The sequence below is a fragment of the Pseudomonas sp. Y3 TE3536 genome (assembly GCF_053629175.1).
The window spans coordinates 2,193,032-2,209,903 of sequence record NZ_JBRJHU010000001.1; the positions used below are offsets into that span (position 1 = coordinate 2,193,032).

Annotated in this window: 14 protein-coding genes and 1 pseudogene; 9 read left to right on the plus strand and 6 right to left on the minus strand. The window is 62.9% G+C overall.

From position 1 onward, the window contains the following. Window positions 1–6: 6 nt before the first annotated feature. The 6 genes and pseudogenes from AB7M33_RS09950 (at window position 7) to AB7M33_RS09975 (ending at window position 7,481) form a co-directional block, all read left to right on the plus strand. Complete coding sequence (locus AB7M33_RS09950; protein WP_274888520.1) at window positions 7–1,623, plus strand: ABC transporter permease; 1,617 nt, start codon at window positions 7–9, stop codon at window positions 1,621–1,623. A gap of 129 nt (window positions 1,624–1,752) precedes the next feature. Further along, entirely contained in the window at window positions 1,753–2,835 is a 1,083-nt protein-coding gene (gene gcvT, locus AB7M33_RS09955; protein WP_265968698.1) for a glycine cleavage system aminomethyltransferase GcvT, read from the plus strand. Between the two features lie 51 nt (window positions 2,836–2,886). After that, window positions 2,887–3,270, plus strand: coding sequence for a glycine cleavage system protein GcvH (gene gcvH, locus AB7M33_RS09960; RefSeq protein ID WP_027592242.1), 384 nt, complete (start codon window positions 2,887–2,889; stop codon window positions 3,268–3,270). Between the two features lie 184 nt (window positions 3,271–3,454). After that, window positions 3,455–6,328 carry an aminomethyl-transferring glycine dehydrogenase gene (gcvP, locus tag AB7M33_RS09965; protein WP_454242787.1) on the plus strand — a complete coding sequence of 958 codons (2,874 nt, stop codon included), beginning with the start codon at window positions 3,455–3,457 and terminating at the stop codon, window positions 6,326–6,328. Between the two features lie 127 nt (window positions 6,329–6,455). Then, a pseudogene (locus AB7M33_RS09970) lies at window positions 6,456–6,905 on the plus strand (RHS repeat-associated core domain-containing protein); the annotation flags it as partial. A 168-nt stretch (window positions 6,906–7,073) separates the two neighbouring features. Further along, entirely contained in the window at window positions 7,074–7,481 is a 408-nt protein-coding gene (locus AB7M33_RS09975; protein ID WP_454244268.1) for a hypothetical protein, read from the plus strand. A gap of 54 nt (window positions 7,482–7,535) precedes the next feature. Here the strand turns inward: AB7M33_RS09975 and AB7M33_RS09980 are convergent, their stop codons facing one another. The 3 genes from AB7M33_RS09980 to AB7M33_RS09990 all read right to left on the minus strand — a co-directional run bounded on the left by AB7M33_RS09980 (window position 7,536) and on the right by AB7M33_RS09990 (window position 10,022). After that, on the minus strand, window positions 7,536–7,850 hold the full coding sequence (locus AB7M33_RS09980; protein ID WP_099430742.1) for a DUF2388 domain-containing protein: 315 nt from the start codon (window positions 7,848–7,850) through the stop codon (window positions 7,536–7,538). Between the two features lie 89 nt (window positions 7,851–7,939). Then, entirely contained in the window at window positions 7,940–9,625 is a 1,686-nt protein-coding gene (locus tag AB7M33_RS09985; protein ID WP_454242788.1) for a GspE/PulE family protein, read from the minus strand. A gap of 91 nt (window positions 9,626–9,716) precedes the next feature. Then, window positions 9,717–10,022 (minus strand): hypothetical protein, encoded by a 306-nt coding sequence (locus AB7M33_RS09990; protein WP_454242789.1) that lies wholly within the window; start codon window positions 10,020–10,022, stop codon window positions 9,717–9,719. Between the two features lie 126 nt (window positions 10,023–10,148). On the opposite strand from AB7M33_RS09990, the gene AB7M33_RS09995 reads away from it, so the two are divergent. Continuing rightward, window positions 10,149–10,619 carry an Lrp/AsnC family transcriptional regulator gene (locus AB7M33_RS09995; protein ID WP_085272198.1) on the plus strand — a complete coding sequence of 157 codons (471 nt, stop codon included), beginning with the start codon at window positions 10,149–10,151 and terminating at the stop codon, window positions 10,617–10,619. 118 nt (window positions 10,620–10,737) lie between these two features. On the opposite strand, the gene AB7M33_RS10000 is transcribed toward AB7M33_RS09995, so the two are convergent. Further along, the gene (locus AB7M33_RS10000; protein WP_027592248.1) at window positions 10,738–12,114 is read right to left on the minus strand and encodes a CYTH domain-containing protein; all 1,377 of its coding nucleotides are present in this window, start codon (window positions 12,112–12,114) and stop codon (window positions 10,738–10,740) included. Between the two features lie 114 nt (window positions 12,115–12,228). Here AB7M33_RS10000 and argE point away from each other — a divergent pair, with 114 nt between their 5' ends. Further along, entirely contained in the window at window positions 12,229–13,371 is a 1,143-nt protein-coding gene (gene argE, locus AB7M33_RS10005; RefSeq protein ID WP_238210240.1) for an acetylornithine deacetylase, read from the plus strand. Between the two features lie 124 nt (window positions 13,372–13,495). Next, the gene (gene argA / locus AB7M33_RS10010; protein ID WP_027592250.1) at window positions 13,496–14,794 is read left to right on the plus strand and encodes an amino-acid N-acetyltransferase; all 1,299 of its coding nucleotides are present in this window, start codon (window positions 13,496–13,498) and stop codon (window positions 14,792–14,794) included. A gap of 151 nt (window positions 14,795–14,945) precedes the next feature. Here the strand turns inward: argA and AB7M33_RS10015 are convergent, their stop codons facing one another. Continuing rightward, window positions 14,946–16,322 carry a glutamine synthetase family protein gene (locus AB7M33_RS10015; RefSeq protein ID WP_027592251.1) on the minus strand — a complete coding sequence of 459 codons (1,377 nt, stop codon included), beginning with the start codon at window positions 16,320–16,322 and terminating at the stop codon, window positions 14,946–14,948. A 338-nt stretch (window positions 16,323–16,660) separates the two neighbouring features. Beyond that, window positions 16,661–16,855, minus strand: a complete 195-nt coding sequence (locus AB7M33_RS10020) for a hypothetical protein (protein ID WP_225876673.1) — start codon at window positions 16,853–16,855, stop codon at window positions 16,661–16,663. Between the last annotated feature and the right edge of the window lie 17 nt (window positions 16,856–16,872).

A 16,872-nucleotide genomic window follows, 5' to 3' on the forward strand; every position in this document is an offset into this window, starting at 1 on the left:
CTGAACTTGCCCCACACCCCCCAACGTCGCTGGTACCTCCCGGTCGCCCTGGTCGCCGCCCTGGTGCTGTTGCCCCTGAGCGTCCTGCTGCTGTCATGGCAGTCGATCGACCTGCAGATCTGGTCACACCTGCTCGACACCCAGATGAGCCGCCTGCTCGGCAACACCCTGACCCTGGTAGTAGGCGTAGGCATCGGCGTGACCGTATTGGGGGTCAGCCTGGCCTGGCTCACCAGCCTCTGCGAATTCCCTGGCCGGCGCTGGCTGGACTGGGCGCTGATGCTGCCGTTCGCCATCCCCGCCTACGTGCTGGCGTTCGTTTTCGTCGGCCTGCTGGATTTTGCCGGCCCGGTGCAAAGCGCCCTGCGCGAAGTGTTCGGGCCGATGCGCCTGCCGCGCGTACGCTCCACGGGCGGGGTGATCATCGTGCTCGTGCTGGTGTTCTACCCCTATGTCTACCTGCTGGCGCGCACAGCCTTCCTGGCGCAGGGCAGGGGGCTGATGGAGGCGGCCCGGGTACTGGGGCTGTCACCGCTGCAGGCGTTCTGGCGCGTCGCACTGCCCATGGCGCGGCCGGCGATCGGTGCCGGTATCGCCCTGGCATTGATGGAAACCCTTGCCGACTTCGGTGCGGTGGCCGTGTTCAATTTCGACACCTTCACCACCGCCATCTACAAGACCTGGTACGGCTTCTTCAGCCTGTCCAGCGCGGCCCAGTTGGCCAGCCTGCTGCTGTTGGCGGTGATGCTGGTGCTGTACGGCGAGCGCCGTGCCCGCGGCGCGAGCCGCACGGGTAATGAGCGCGCGCGCGGCAAGGCGCTCTATCACCTGCGTGGGGCCAAGGCGCTGCTGGCCAGCGGCTGGTGCCTGCTGGTGTTCGCCTGTGCCTTCGTCATACCGCTGCTGCAACTGCTGGTGTGGTGCTGGCAGCGCGGGCGGCATGACCTGGACGAGCGTTATGTCGGCCTAGTGCTGCACACCTTGTACCTGGGGGGCATGGCCGCATTGATCACGGTGAGCGTGGCGCTGCTGCTGGCCTTCGCCCGGCGCCAGGCGCCGACCGGCGGCATCCGCGCCGGGGTCGGCCTGGCCAACCTTGGTTATGCCTTGCCAGGCTCGGTGCTGGCCGTGTCGATCATGCTGGCCTTCAGTTACCTCGATAACCGGCTGGTGGTGCCGATTTCGACGTGGCTGGGCGGCGCTGGCAAACCCTTGCTGCTGGGCAGCCTTGCGGCCTTGCTGCTGGCCTACCTGGTGCGCTTCATCGCCGTGGCCTACGGGCCGCTGGAAAGCAGCCTGGAGCGTATCCGGCCCTCATTGCCGGAGGCCTCGCGCAGCTTGGGCGTCGGCGGCGTGGCATTGTTTTTCAAGGTGTATCTGCCGTTGCTGGTGCCCGGTGCACTGAGTGCTGCCCTACTGGTATTCGTCGATGTGTTGAAGGAGATGCCGGCCACCTTGCTGATGCGCCCGTTCGGCTGGGACACCTTGGCGGTACGGGTGTTCGAGATGACCAGCGAGGGCGAGTGGGCGCGTGCCTCGCTGCCTGCCTTGACCCTGGTGCTGGTGGGCTTGCTGCCGGTCATCGGGCTGATTCGCCGCTCAGCTCGGCGCCCCGGTCACTGACAGTAAGGATGCCAGCCTGCGCCCATGCGGCTACAATGCGCGGCATTCGCGCGGCGGGTCCTACAAGAAGAGCTGACGACCAAACGTCATCGACCGCCGCCGCTTCGCCACGCCCGGAAGGAGAAACCCATGGGACAGCGCACGCTTTTGTATGACCTGCACCTGGCGCTCGGCGCCAAGACGGTCGATTTTGGCGGTTGGGACATGCCCCTGCACTATGGCTCGCAAGTCGAGGAGCACCATCAGGTGCGCAGTGACTGCGGGGTCTTCGATGTTTCCCATATGACCGTGATCGACATCAGTGGCCGTGATGCTACCGCTTGGTTGCAGCATTTGCTGGCCAACGATGTTGCCCGCCTCGACAGTGTCGGCAAGGCGCTGTACAGCCCACTGCTCAACGAAGAGGGCGGGGTCATCGATGACCTCATCGCCTATCGCACCGAAGCCGGCTACCGCCTGGTCACCAACGCCGCTACCCGCGCCAAGGTGCTGGCTTGGCTCAAGGCCCAGCAGAGCGAGTTCTCGGTCGATTTCGAGGTGCGCCCGGACCTGGCCATTCTTGCCATCCAAGGCCCGCAGGCCCGTGACAAGGTCGCCGCCTTGCTCAGCGCCTCGCGCGCCGCGCTGATTCGCGCGCTGCGCCCGTTCGAAGGCATTGCCGACGGCGACTGGTTCATTGCCCGCACCGGTTATACCGGTGAAGACGGCCTTGAGATCATCCTGCCAGGCCACGAGGCCGTTACCTTCTACAACGACCTGGTCGGCGCCGGCATCGCCCCCAGTGGCCTGGGCGCCCGTGACACCCTGCGCCTGGAAGCCGGCATGAACCTTTATGGCCAGGACATCGACGAAACCCATACCCCACTCACCTCCAACCTGGGCTGGAGCATCGCCTGGGAGCCGGCTGAGCGCGAGTTCATCGGCCGCGCGGGCCTGCTGGCGGAAATCGAGCAAGGTGTGAAGGAAAAACTGGTTGGCCTGGTGCTGGAAGAACGCGGCGTTTTGCGTGCCCATCAGGTGGTTCGCGTTGCCGGCATTGGCGAAGGGGAGATCACCAGTGGTAGTTTCTCTCCTACGCTGAGCAAGTCTATTGCCCTGGCGCGTTTACCCATGGCCACCGGCGACCGCGCCGAGGTCGAGATTCGCGGCAAGTGGTACCCGGTGCGGGTGGTCAAACCGACCTTCGTGCGCCACGGCAAAATCCTGATTTGAATAATTTTTAACCGGCGGGCCGACCGCTGAGCCAATCGAGGAATTCAAGACATGAGCAATATCCCCGCCGAACTGCGTTTTGCCGAAAGCCACGAGTGGGCACGCCTGGAAAGCGACGGCACAGTGACCGTTGGCATCAGCGACCACGCACAGGAAGCCCTGGGTGACGTCGTGTTCGTCGAACTGGCGGAAGTCGGCAAGGTGTTCGCCCAAGGCGACGCGGCTGGCGTGGTCGAGTCGGTCAAGGCTGCTTCCGACATCTACGCCCCGATCGGTGGCGAAGTGATCGCGGTCAACGAAGCACTGGCCGACAGCCCAGAGCTGCTCAACGAAGAGCCTTACGGTGCCTGGATCTTCAAGCTGAAGCCAAGCGACAAGGCTGAGCTGGACAAGCTGCTGGATGCTGCGGGTTATCAGGCTGCTATCGGCGAGTAATACCGCGTCGCTTTCTTCGCGGCTAAAGCCGCTCCCACAGGTACTGCACGGCAGCTGATACCCCTGTAGGAGCGGGTTTGCCCGCGATGAGGCCGGGCCTGCAAGCAAGTTTCCCCGCACAATCGGCAATCCTTCCTAGACTTATAAGTCTCCATGAGGCCTGGTCTAGGAAGAGAGCGTCGTCATGTCCCAGTCGCCGTCCCTGCATCAACTGCAAGAGCTCAACCCGTTCCTGCGTCGCCACCTGGGCCCCGATGCCTCGGAGCAGCAGGCCATGCTCAGCGCGTTGGGTGTTGCCAGCCGCAGCGAGCTGATCGAGCAGACGGTCCCGCCGGGGATCCGCCTCAATCGCCCCCTCGACCTGCCGCCGGCGCTGGACGAACAGGCCGCATTGGCCAAGCTCGCCGGTTATGCCGAGCAGAACCAGGTCTGGACCAGCCTCATCGGCATGGGCTACCACGGCACCGTCACGCCGACCGTCATCCTGCGTAACGTGCTGGAAAACCCTGGCTGGTACACCGCCTACACGCCTTACCAACCCGAAATCGCCCAAGGCCGGCTGGAAGCGTTGTTGAATTTCCAGCAGATGGTCATCGACCTCACCGGCCTCACCCTGGCCAACGCCTCGCTACTCGACGAGGCCACCGCCGCTGCCGAGGCCATGGCTCTGGCCAAGCGCGTGGCACGCAACAAGAGCAACGCGTTTTTCGCCGACGAGCACTGCCACCCGCAAACCCTCTCGGTGCTGAAAACCCGCGCCGAAGGGTTTGGCTTCGAACTGATCGTCGATTCTGTGGATAACCTGGCCAAGCATTCGGTATTCGGCGCCTTGCTGCAGTACCCGGACACCCACGGCGAGGTACGCGACCTGCGCCCGCTGATCGATCATCTGCACAGCCAGCATGCCTTGGCCTGCGTCGCCGCCGACCTGCTCAGCCTGGTGGTGCTGGCGCCACCCGGTGAGCTGGGCGCCGATGTGGTGTTGGGCTCGACCCAGCGCTTTGGCGTCCCGATGGGCTATGGCGGCCCTCATGCCGCCTATTTCGCCTGCCGCGACGAATTCAAGCGGGCCATGCCGGGGCGCATCATCGGTGTGTCGCGCGATGCCCGGGGCAACACCGCGCTGCGCATGGCCCTGCAGACCCGCGAGCAGCACATCCGCCGCGAGAAGGCCAACTCCAACATCTGCACGGCCCAGGTGCTGCTGGCCAACATCGCCGGCTTCTACGCCGTCTACCATGGCCCAGAAGGCTTGCAGCGCATCGCCCAGCGGGTGCACCGGCTGACCTTCATTCTGGCGGCCGGCCTGGAGGCCAAGGGCATCAAGCGGCTCAACCAGCATTTCTTCGACACCTTGACGCTGGAGGTGGGCGGCGCGCAGGCGGCGATCATCGAAAGTGCCGAGCACGCGCGTATCAACCTGCGCATCCTCGGGCGCGGGCACCTGGGCGTGAGCCTGGACGAAACCTGCAACGAGCAGACCGTGTTGCGCCTGTTGGATATTTTCCTCGGCGTCGATCACGGCCTGGACATTGCCGCGCTCGACCAGTTGGCGCTGCCAGAAGGCATCCCGGCGGGGCTGGTGCGGCGCACGCCGATCCTTGCGCACCCGGTCTTCAACCTGCACCACAGCGAAACCGAGATGCTGCGCTACCTCAAGCAGCTGGAAAACAAGGACCTGGCGCTGAACCAGTCAATGATCCCGCTGGGCTCCTGCACCATGAAACTCAACGCCACCAGCGAGATGATCCCCATCACCTGGCCAGCCTTCGCCCAGCTGCACCCGTTCGCCCCGGCTGCCCAGGCAGTGGGCTACAAGGCGATGATCGACGAGCTGGAAAGCTGGTTATGCGCCATCACCGGCTTCGACGCCATCTGCATGCAGCCCAACTCCGGCGCGCAGGGCGAATACGCCGGCCTCATGGCCATCACCCGCTACCACCGCAGCCGCCACCAGCCCCAGCGCACCCTGTGCCTGATTCCGTCCTCGGCCCACGGCACCAACCCGGCCTCGGCGCAGATGGCCGGTATGGAGGTGGTGATCGTCGATTGCGACGACGACGGCAACGTCGACCTCACGGACCTCAAGGCCAAAGCGCAAGCGGCCGGGGATCGGTTGTCGTGCCTGATGGTCACCTACCCCTCGACCCACGGGGTGTATGAAGAGGGTATTCGCGAAATCTGCGACGTGGTGCACCAGCACGGTGGCCAGGTGTACATGGACGGCGCCAACCTCAATGCCCAGGTCGGCCTGACGCGCCCAGCCGACATCGGCGCCGATGTGTCGCACATGAACCTGCACAAGACCTTCTGCATCCCCCACGGGGGCGGCGGCCCCGGCATGGGCCCGATCGGTATCCGCGCCCACCTCAAGCCCTTTGTCGCCAGCCACCCGGTGGTGCCGGTGCCGGGTTTGGACCCGAACAACAGTGCGGTCAGTGCTGCGCCTTGGGGCAGCGCGAGCATTTTGCCGATCAGCTGGATGTATATCGCCATGATGGGCCCGCAACTGGCCGATGCCAGTGAGGTGGCGATCCTCTCGGCCAATTACCTGGCCAGCCAACTTGGCGGGGCTTTCCCGGTGCTTTACCGCGGGCGTAACCAGCGCGTGGCCCACGAGTGCATTCTCGATCTGCGGCCGCTCAAGGCGCAGACCGGCATCAGCGAGGAAGACGTGGCCAAGCGCTTGATGGACTACGGCTTCCATGCCCCTACCATGTCATTCCCGGTACCGGGCACGCTGATGGTCGAGCCGACCGAGAGTGAGTCGAAAGCCGAGCTGGACCGTTTCGTCGAAGCGATGCTGGCGATCCGTGCAGAAATCGCTCAGGTACAGGAAGGCAACTGGCCGGCTGAAGACAACCCGCTCAAGCATGCGCCGCATACCTTGGCTGACGTGTTGGCACCGTGGAACAGGCCGTACAGCCTGGAGCAAGGCATCGCCCCCAGCGCACACGTACGCCAGCACAAGTATTGGCCAGCGGTGAACCGGGTCGACAATGTGTATGGGGACAGGAACTTGTTCTGCGCGTGTGTGCCGGTGGAGGCTTATCGGTAGGGACGAAACGGGCGTTTCAGAATAGGTGCTACGCAGAGGCGGACTGACAATTCTGCTAGTTTCGCGTTGGCAAAGTTTCCTGCAGCATCCATGTCTGAAGCATCTGAACCAGCAAATGGAGGTTTCAATGGAAAAGCAGCCTGACGTACGAAGGTTGTTTTATCAGGGGCAGCAGTTGGTGACTCAAGTTAAGGGTCAGAACGCCAGCCAGACATTGCTATTTGCAGAGGGGCGGTTTCTAAGCGAGCGGTCGGGAGGAGGCGATCTACGCGTTGCAAATCTGGCATCGACTGATACTGTTGGTTCTGTTGTTGAGGCAGTACAGGGTGGTGTCTCGTATAGGTATACGTACACCGGGTACGGTTACAGTTGCATAGTATATTCCTTGTTCCCCAGTCCAGGCTTCACGGGGGCCGTGCTAGACTCTATTCTGGGCTGTTATATATTGGGTAATGGATTTCGTGTCTATAGTCCCAGAATCATGAGATTCTGCTCCCCTGATAGCCTAAGTCCATTTTCGTTAGGTGGACTCAACAGCTACGCCTATTGCGAGGGAGATCCCATCAATTTTACGGATCCATCGGGGCATATGAGTGGACGCGGTCAGCAGAACCGGCCGCGTGCACCTTCACCACCGCAAGGTCCATCACGTACAGCGCGCGGTGCTAGTAGCAACAGGTATGATCCTACTGCCTCTTTGACAAATAATCGGCGTGGTGGATCTACAGGCGCTCGAGGAGCGGGTGTGACCAACAGAGACGTTTCGCGACAGAAGGAGGAGATAGCTGATTACAAGCGCGCCTATCAAGAAGCTCCATCGAACCTCAAAACTCAAATAGTTAATGCCCAGCACCGTCATAATGAGTTTTTCAAACTTAAGGATTTGCCTGCCGGGGATGAGGCTCGACAGCTGGCGGAGCAGCAGGCCAGTGACGCTATAAGAGGAATTTATTCGGGCGCGGTAATCGGTGAGCTTTCCGGGCGCTATAAAGTCGTCGTTGGGGCCGGTCTTTTTTCCGGCATTTTCAATGACAGGAATACGTATGGGGCATTTATTGCGGCTAATGTAAACGCCCGAACAAGAGCATATGAACAACTATCTGCAAGTATTACGCCTCCTAGGCAGATAGGCGATAGAGAGTATCTGGGATGAAGAGCTTTGATCAGTTCTAGTCTGGCCGAGACTAGAACTGACGGCAGCAGATACCTATTCTGACACTGCGTTCTTGGCCAGAATGGCATTGGCCAGTTCCATGTCGCTGGCCTGCATCCCTGGGTTTTCAGCGCGCACCTGGCGCATCGCCGATTCCAGGAACGGCCCGCGGATTGCGCCTTCACTGGCCACGAAGCTGCCGGCGTCGTCCTGCGCGGCCATTACCAGTTTGTGATCCTTCGACGTCAGGTAGGTCGACGCCGTGGTTGCACCGGAAGAAATCACGTTACGCCAGAAGGTATCGGCCATGGCGGAGCCCATTGGCAGCGAAAGCAAGGCAGCGGTCGCGATGGCGGTTTTGAGACGCATGTTGAAACACCTCGAAGGGTGAGGGTTGAAGATGCGCGGTTTGATCCTGCCGAGGGGGTGCAAGTTCCTTGAATACAAGGGTTTTTTGCTCAGGAACAGGCCCTTAGCACTTCCTCTGTAGCGGTCAGGCCCCGGGCCACTTTCGCCTCCCCGCAGCGGCGCAGGTCTACCAAGCCTTCGGTCAGCGCTTGGCGTCGCAACTGCGCCAGGTCGGTGTGTGGGCCTATCTGCGCGCGCAGGCTTTCGCTGGGTATCAACAGTTCGAACAGGCCAGTACGGCCCTGAAAACCGGTACCGCGACAGGTGCGGCAGGGCTGACCGCTGGCTGCCGAGGCACAACCCTGGCAATCGCCGCACAAGGTGCGAATCAGGCGCTGCGCCATGACCCCGATCAGCGTTGCCTTGATCAGGTAATCAGCCACGCCCAGTTCCTGCAGCCGGGTGATCGCGCCGCAGGCATCGTTGGTGTGCAGGGTCGACAGCACCAGGTGCCCGGTGAGGGCTGCCTGCACGGCCACCAGGGCGGTTTCCCGGTCGCGGATCTCGCCGATCATGATGATGTCTGGGTCCTGGCGCAGCATCGCCCGCACGCCGTCGGCGAAGCACAGGCCCAGTGCGGGCTGGACTTGCAGTTGGTTGAAGGCCGGCTCTAGCCGCTCGATGGGGTCTTCGATGGTGCACAGGTTGACTTGCGGGGTGGCCAGCAGCTTGAGGCTGGCGTAGAGCGTGCTGGTCTTGCCTGAACCCGTGGGGCCTGTCACCAGGATGATGCCCTGGCGTTGGCCCAGCAGCGCGCGCCATTGCTCCAGTTGCTGCCCTTCCAGGCCCAGGCGGTCGAAGCCTTCATGCAGCTGTTGCGGGTCGAACAGGCGCAGTACCAGTTTTTCGCCAAAGGGCGTCGGCAAGGTCGACAGGCGCAATTCCACTTCGCCGCCGCCGGCAAGGCGGCTTTGCAACCGGCCGTCCTGTGGCCGGCGTTTCTCTGCCACATCCATGCGCCCGAGGTGTTTGAGGCGGCTGACCAGCGCCAGGGTGACGCCCGCGGGGAAGGCGTAGACGGTGTGCAGCAGGCCGTCGATGCGGTAGCGCAGCTGCCCTTTTTCGCGGCGGGGCTCCAAGTGGATATCGCTGGCGCGTTGCTCGATGGCGTACTGCAGCAGCCAGTCGACGATGTGCACGATGTGAGCATCGTCGGCGCTGGCTTCGGCCTGGCGTTTGCCCAGCTCCAGCAGGTGTTCGAGCTCGCCCAGGCTGGCTGACTGCTGGTGCTGCGCGCCCTGTACCGATTGGGCCAGGCGGAAGAACGACTGCCCCAGCTGGCGTATCTGCAGCGGGCTGGCCAGCACGCGGCGGATGGGCCTGCCCAGGCTCCTGGCCAAGTCCGCTTGCCAGTCATCCTGATAGGGCTGTGCGCTGGCCACGGTGACGCCGGAAGGGTCGGCGGCGACGACGAGAATGCCATGGCGCTGGGCGAAAGCGGGGGAGATCAGCCCGCTGACCTGGGCCATGTCGAGTTGCATGGGGTCGATGCGCAGGAACGGCTGGCCGATCTTGTCAGCCAGCCATTGGCAGAGGCGGTCCAGGTCCAAGGGCTGTCCGGGGTGCTTGCGGTCTTCAAGGCCTTGGGCGGCGATGAGCTCCAGAGGGTGGCAGGTCGGCCGTGACGCGGCCTGCTGCAGTACCAGCAGGGTGTCGCTGGCGTCCAGGTGCCGGTCGGTGAGCAAGGCCTGGAGCAGGCGCTTGAGGTCGAGGGCTTGGTTGTCGGGGGTATGCATGGCGGCGTCCTTGCCAGGTGGGGAGTCCTGTTGAAGGCTAGCCGGGTGTGGTGCGCTTACGGCGGGCAAAGGGTTTCTGGATCTTGCGGTGTCAGACCACCGCCAGCTCCACGCGCGCCAGGTTTATCAGGCTTACGTCGCCCACGCACACCAAGTTGCGCAATTTTTGCGCAATCACCTCGGCCCGATGCCAGCTCAGCCCGCCAATGCCGATCTCGATGGCGAGCCAGTCATCCTGTTGGCTGACCTGCACGTGGTGCGGGGTCAGAAACTGCAAGGCAAACAGGTTGAGCACCCGGCACAAGCTGTCGGGCTCGGCCTCGGCCTGCAGGCGGTAGTGCACGGTGCTGTGGGCGTTGCTGGCGGCCCAGGCGTCGGTACGTGGCAGTGCGTTCATGCTGGTCTCCGCAAATGTGGGAGAAATTCTTGCACGTTGAGGCGGGTATTTTTTCGCTATGATTCGACTAATTGGCCGGTATGGCGGATTGTTTTATTCGGATTATCGTGACTTGGAGACTTATTAATGCAAAGCGAACTGGACGCCTATGATCGGCGCATCCTCGAATTGCTGCAGGAGGACGCTTCGCTGTCCAGCGCACAGATCGCCGAGCGTGTGGGGCTTTCGCAGTCGCCTTGCTGGCGGCGCATCCAGCGGCTGAAGGAGGAGGGGGTGATACGTGGGCAGGTGACGTTGCTCGACCGCAAGAAGATCGGCCTGAACACGCAGATTTTTGCAGAGGTGAAGCTCAACGCGCACGGGCGCTCCAATTTCACCGAGTTCACCGAGGCGATCCGAGGTTTTCCGGAGGTGCTGGAGTGCTACGTGCTGATGGGCTCGGTGGACTTCCTGCTGCGTATCGTTACCTCGGACATTGAGGCGTATGAACGGTTTTTCTTCGAAAAACTGTCGAATGTGCCGGGGATTCAGGAGGTCAATTCGATCGTGGCGCTTTCGGAGATCAAATCCACCACCAGCCTGCCACTGTCGAGATAGCACACGATCTGTAGGAGCAGCCTTGTGCTGCGAAGGGGCCGGTTTGACCAGAAAAAATCTGTGGCAAAACGGGCCTCTTCGCAGCACAAGGCTGCTCCTACAGGGCTAGCGACGCCGATCAGGCCTTGAGCAGGTACTTCCAGCCACGGCTCTGATCAACCGCACGGGCCTGCTCGATACGGGCTTCAAGCAGCTCGTCGGGCGTTTCGGACAGCGGCAGTTCAGCCAGCTCGTGCAGCTTTTTCAGGTCGCCGTACAGGCGGTCCATCTGCGGCGCTTCGAGCACCTGGCGCGCATGGTGCAGCCAGGCGAGCAGCTGTTCGATGCGCGGCAGCTGTTCGGCCAGGTCTTCCGGGCGCTGGGTGTACAGCGGCAGTTTCAGCGAACGGCCTTCTTCACCCAGCAGGTGCGCCATCCAGCTGGCCAGCTGCGCCTTGCCCTGGCGTTCGCCACGGCCTTTGCGCTCGACGGTCCAGCCACGGGCCAGCAGCCAGCGCGAGGTTTCCAGCGAGAACTGGCCCCAACGCACGTCTTCGAGTTCTTCGGCAAATTGCTCAGGCGCAGCGCGGCGGATGTCTTCGTCATCGTTGCCGGCCTGCACCAGTGGGCGCCAGTCTTCCAGCAGCGCGTCGAGGCTGGCGCGCAGTTCGCGGGTGGTGGCGCGCGGTGCGGCCTGGCCCAGGCTGGCGACGAGTGCGCGCAGTTCGGCCAGGGACTGCACCCAGTCCTGCAGCAGGCGCCAGTGGCCATTGTGGCGGTATTGCTCGGCCAGGCGCTGGCTGCTGCCGAGCAACTGCCAGGCGAGGGCGGCGAAGGCATCGTCCAGGGCCATTTCGGCGTCCAGCTCGGTCTGGGGCAGGCCCAGCTCGTAGCTTTCGGGCTCCAGCAGGCGGTAGCCACGCTCGGCCTTGCTGATGTCGCAAGGCATCAGCGGCAGGCTGGCGGCGAGCTCGGCGGCCAGTTCCAGCAGGGCTTCAGGTGCGCCTTCGCGCAGTTCGAGCTCCAACTCGCAGATTTCTTCCTTGCGCTTGCCGGCGATCACGAAGCCCTGGTCCAGCGCGGCCTCGATCACGACCTTGCTCTTGCCGCGGCCCCAAGCGATTTCGGCGTATTCACGGCTGAAGTCGGTGGTGAACAGCGGCTTGATGGTTTTCTTGTCGAGCGCAGCCAACTGCTCGGGCCAGCAGGTGCCGTCGAGTTTTTTCAGGTCGAGCTTGACCTTGTCCAGGTGCCACTCGTACTCGTTGCGCTCGGACAGCCCGGCCACGCTTTGCCCGCGGCACTTCAAAGTCTGGATGATTGCATCACCATCGCGGCGCAGGCGCAGGGCGACACGGGCGGCGGAAAGCTCGCGCTCCGGGGTGTCGAAGTACTGGTTGAGCAGTTCACGGGTCTGCCAACCGGACTTGTTGCGCTTTTTCAGCAGGGGGTGCTCACGCAGGGCGGCAAGGGTCTCGCGGCTGGCGCGGAGCTTGAGTTCGGTTTCTTTGTGCATCGCAGGCTCGAAGGAGGGGCTCGTTGGCAGAGAGTCTACAGGAGTCGGCCGTCAACGGTTTATTCCAGACGGCAGATGGTCCTATGATGGGCAAAGCTTCCGAGGAGTACAGGCATGCCGTTGCCGACGCTGAAAGACCAGTTCGCCGCTTTGATCGCCGCACCTTCGGTCAGTTGTACCCAGCCTGCGCTGGACCAGTCCAACCGTCAGGTCATCGACCTGCTGGCCGGCTGGTTGGGTGACCTGGGTTTCACGTGCGACATCCAGCAGGTCAGCCCCGGCAAGTTCAACCTGCTGGCCAGCCGTGGCACCGGCCCGGGTGGCCTGGTGCTGGCTGGGCACAGCGACACCGTGCCCTACGACGAGCAGCTGTGGTCGAGCGACCCGCTGAAGCTGACCGAGGTCGATGGCCGTTGGGTTGGCCTGGGCAGCTGCGACATGAAGGGCTTTTTCGCCTTGGTCATCGAGGCGGTGGTGCCGTTGCTGGAGCATGACTTCAAGCAGCCGCTGCTGATTCTCGCCACCTGCGACGAAGAAAGCTCCATGTCCGGCGCGCGTGCCTTGGCCGAGGCCGGCCAACCGCTGGGCCGCGCCGCAGTGATCGGCGAGCCCACGGGCCTGCGGCCGATCCGCATGCACAAGGGCATCCTCATGGACCGCATCGACATCCTCGGGCGCAGCGGCCATTCGTCGGACCCGTCCCTCGGCCGCAGCGCCCTGGAAGCCATGCACGCCGCAATGGGCGAACTGATGCAGTTGCGCGGCGAATGGCAGCAAACCTACCGTAACCCGCAGTTCACGGTGCCTACACCGACGATGAACTTCGGCTGCATCCATGGCGGCGACAACCCCAACCGGATCTGCGGCCAATGCGCGCTGGAATTCGACCTGCGGCCGTTGCCGGGGATGGATGTCGAGCAACTGCGGGCAGCGATTCGCCAGAAGCTGGCGCCGGTGGCGGAGCGGTTCGAGGTGCGCATCGACTATGCCCCGCTGTTCCCGGAAGTGCCCGCCTTCGAGCAGGCGGCGGACGCCGAGCTGGTACAGGTGGCCGAACGCCTGACCGGTCACCGCGCCGAAGCGGTAGCGTTTGGCACCGAAGCACCTTATCTTCAGCAGCTGGGCTGCCAGACCATCGTGCTGGGCCCTGGCGACATCGCCTGTGCCCATCAGCCCGGCGAGTACCTGGAAATGTCACGAATCGAGCCTACCGTGCGTCTATTGCGTGACTTGATTCGGCACTATTGCCTGCACTAAACGTCCATTGAGCTTATTCGTTCCTGCCTAGAGGAGACCGCGCGTGACCGCAAGCCTGTTCCGACGATGATCTTGAACGCCCCCTGTATCGCCGTTCTCCGTCCACTTATCCACAGGCCCTGTCATGCCCGATTACGTCAACTGGCTGCGTCATGCTTCCCCGTACATCAATGCCCATCGCGACTGCACGTTTGTAGTCATGCTCCCTGGCGATGGGGTGGACCACCCTAATTTCGGCAACATCGTCCACGACCTGGTGCTGCTGCACAGCCTGGGCGTGCGGCTGGTGCTGGTGCATGGCTCGCGCCCACAGATCGAGAGCCGCCTGGCCGACCGTGGCCTGACCCCGCACTACCACCGTGGCATGCGCATCACCGATGCGGCGACTCTGGATTGCGTGATCGATGCCGTGGGTGCCCTGCGCCTGGCCATCGAAGCACGCCTGTCGATGGACATCGCCGCCTCGCCGATGCAGGGCTCGCGCCTGCGCGTGGCGTCCGGCAACCTGGTCACGGCGCGGCCGATCGGTGTGCTCGAGGGTGTGGACTACCACCACACCGGCGAAGTGCGCCGGGTCGACCGCAAAGGCATCAGCCGCCTGCTCGACGAGCGTTCCATCGTATTGCTGTCGCCGTTGGGTTATTCGCCCACAGGCGAAATTTTCAACCTGGCTTGCGAAGACGTGGCCACCCGCGCGGCCATCGAGCTGGGTGCCGACAAGCTGCTGCTGTTCGGCGCCGAACCGGGCCTGCTGGATGAGCAGGGCAAGCTGGTGCGTGAGCTGCGCCCACAGCAGGTGGCGCCGCATTTGCTGCGCCTGGGCAGCGACTACCAGGGCGAATTGCTGGATGCGGCCGCCGAGGCCTGCAAGGGCGGCGTGGCGCGTAGCCATATCGTCAGTTATGCCGAAGACGGCGCGCTGCTGACCGAGCTGTTCACCCGCGGTGGTGGCGGCACGCTGGTGTCGCAGGAGCAGTTCGAAGTCGTGCGTGAGGCGACCATCGAGGATGTGGGCGGCCTGTTGGAGCTGATCAGCCCGCTGGAAGAGCAGGGCATCCTGGTGCGCCGTTCGCGCGAGGTGCTGGAGCGGGAAATCGAACAGTTCAGTGTGGTCGAGCGCGAGGGCATGATCATCGCGTGTGCAGCGCTGTACCCGATTGCCGATTCCGAGGCGGGGGAGCTGGCGTGCCTGGCGGTGAACCCGGAGTACCGGCATGGCGGGCGGGGCGATGAGTTGCTGGAGCGCATCGAGAGCCGTGCGCGGCAGATGGGGCTGAATACGTTGTTCGTGCTGACTACGCGGACTGCGCACTGGTTCCGCGAGCGGGGCTTTGCGCCCAGTGGCGTGGAGCGGCTGCCGGCGGCGCGGGCATCGCTGTACAACTACCAGCGCAACTCCAAGATTTTCGAGAAGTCCTTGTAAGCCTGTACCGGCCTCTTCGCGGGGCAAGCCCGCTCCCACAGGAATCTCACTAGGCCTGAGCCATGCGGAGGACTTGTGGGAGCGGGCTTGCCCCGCGAAGCAGGCGACACCGGTCTCAGAAAAACGCCGCCCTTGTGGGCGGCGTTTTCAGTTACACGGTATGCAGATACCAGTTGTACTCGAGGTCGGAGATCGAGTGCTCGAACTCCTCCAGCTCGCTTTCCTTGCACGCGACAAAGATGTCGATGTACTTCGGATCGATGTACTTGTTGAGGATCTCGCTGTCGTCCAACTCGCGCAGGGCATCGCGCAGGTTGTTCGGCAGGCTCTGCTCCAGCTGCTCGTACGAGTTGCCTTCGATCGGCGTACCCGGCTCGATCTTGTTGGTCAGGCCGTGGTGCACGCCGGCCAGCACGGCCGCCATCATCAGGTACGGGTTGGCATCGGCGCCGGCTACCCGGTGCTCGATGCGCACGGCGTCTGCAGAACCGGTCGGCACGCGCAGCGCGACGGTGCGGTTGTCCAGGCCCCAGCTCGGTGCATTCGGCACATAGAACTGTGCGCCAAAACGACGGTACGAGTTGACGTTCGGGCAGAGGAACGCCATGGACGCGGGCAGGGTCTCGAGCACACCGCCGACAGCGTGACGTAGCGCGGCGTTCTGCTCGGGATCCTCGCTGGTGAAGATGTTGTTGCCATCTTTGTCCAGCACGGAGATGTGAACGTGCAGGCCGTTGCCTGCCTGGCCCGGGTAGGGCTTGGCCATGAACGTGGTGTCCATTTCATGGTCGTAGGCGATGTTCTTGATCAAACGCTTGAGCAGCACCGCGTAGTCACAGGCCTTGAGCGGGTCTGGGACGTGGTGCAGGTTGACTTCGAACTGCGCCGGGGCGCTTTCCTTGACGATGGCGTCGGCCGGAATACCCTGCTCTTTGGCACCTTCGAGGATGTCCTGCAGGCAGTCGGCGTATTCGTCGAGGTCGTCGATCAGGTACACCTGGGTCGACTGTGGGCGCTTGCCCGAGATCGGCGAGCGCGGCGGTTGCGGGCGGCCGTTCACGTTCTCCTGGTCGATCAGGTAGAACTCCAGCTCGAACGCGGCGCAGATGGTCAGGCCCATGTCGTCGAACTTGCTGACAACCTGACGCAACACTTCACGAGGGTCGGCGAAGAACGGCTCGCCTTCGATCTCGTGCATGGTCATGAGCAGCTGTGCGGTGGGGCGTTTCTGCCACGGCTCGTTGCACAGCGTATCGGGGATGGGATAGCAGATGCGGTCGGCGTCGCCGATGTCCAGGCCAAGGCCGGTACTTTCGACGGTGGAACCGTTGATATCCAGGGCGAAGAGGGAGGCCGGCAGGTTGATGCCTTTCTCGTAAACCTTGTGGAGGCTGGTGCGCTCTATGCGCTTGCCGCGCACCACACCATTCATATCTGCAATCAGAAGGTCAACGTAGAGAACCTCAGGATGTTCCTTAAGGAACGCGTTCGCTTCGTTAAGCTGAACGGCACGCGGGGGTACCGACATGATGCAACACCTTTGTTGTTAAAAATATCAATCAAGGGGGGCTTGCAAGACCAGTCAATCGAAAAGCCCTACTGATGTCAAGCCAACCCCATGATGCCCTGAAATGGCACATCTACGGCAGATTTGCTGCATATCGGGGCGAACCATTATCCGCTATTTCCCGCCTGAAGGGCTATCTCAAGCGTGCCGTGTTTTATTTTTTACGGAGGTGTTGTGTAAAAAAATGAACAAGGCTAAGCTCGGATTCAACCCAGAACACAATAATACGAGGGTCACATGGTCCGCTTGTCGCGACCTGAAAGCACTGCCTGCGCAGTGCCATCGGGTACCCCTGTCGTTCATGCACGCACCGTCAACGGTGTGGCCGCCCTGGCCGCAATAATTGACGCTTGGCGCACCCGGACCATTCCCCGTAGCGGCTTCACACGCTTCGATTCGCCTTCCTGCCCTTCAAACTCATTACGGACACGCTTGTTTTCAGTGTATCCACTGTGCTCCTGCGTGGGGGTTTTTGCTTTAGCAATCTTCTCCATCCAGAATCAAGGCGCGG

What these genes read in the sequence shown, in the direction of transcription:
- gcvH (WP_027592242.1), top strand. Translation starts at nt 2,887, where the DNA reads ATGAGCAATATCCCCGCCGAACTGCGTTTTGCCGAAAGCCACGAGTGG.
- AB7M33_RS10020 (WP_225876673.1), bottom strand. Translation starts at nt 16,855, where the DNA reads ATGGAGAAGATTGCTAAAGCAAAAACCCCCACGCAGGAGCACAGTGGA.
- AB7M33_RS09995 (WP_085272198.1), top strand. Translation starts at nt 10,149, where the DNA reads ATGCAAAGCGAACTGGACGCCTATGATCGGCGCATCCTCGAATTGCTG.
- AB7M33_RS09990 (WP_454242789.1), bottom strand. Translation starts at nt 10,022, where the DNA reads ATGAACGCACTGCCACGTACCGACGCCTGGGCCGCCAGCAACGCCCAC.
- gcvT (WP_265968698.1), top strand. Translation starts at nt 1,753, where the DNA reads ATGGGACAGCGCACGCTTTTGTATGACCTGCACCTGGCGCTCGGCGCC.
- AB7M33_RS09985 (WP_454242788.1), bottom strand. Translation starts at nt 9,625, where the DNA reads ATGCATACCCCCGACAACCAAGCCCTCGACCTCAAGCGCCTGCTCCAG.
- gcvP (WP_454242787.1), top strand. Translation starts at nt 3,455, where the DNA reads ATGTCCCAGTCGCCGTCCCTGCATCAACTGCAAGAGCTCAACCCGTTC.
- AB7M33_RS10015 (WP_027592251.1), bottom strand. Translation starts at nt 16,322, where the DNA reads ATGTCGGTACCCCCGCGTGCCGTTCAGCTTAACGAAGCGAACGCGTTC.
- AB7M33_RS09980 (WP_099430742.1), bottom strand. Translation starts at nt 7,850, where the DNA reads ATGCGTCTCAAAACCGCCATCGCGACCGCTGCCTTGCTTTCGCTGCCA.
- argE (WP_238210240.1), top strand. Translation starts at nt 12,229, where the DNA reads ATGCCGTTGCCGACGCTGAAAGACCAGTTCGCCGCTTTGATCGCCGCA.
- AB7M33_RS10000 (WP_027592248.1), bottom strand. Translation starts at nt 12,114, where the DNA reads ATGCACAAAGAAACCGAACTCAAGCTCCGCGCCAGCCGCGAGACCCTT.
- argA (WP_027592250.1), top strand. Translation starts at nt 13,496, where the DNA reads ATGCCCGATTACGTCAACTGGCTGCGTCATGCTTCCCCGTACATCAAT.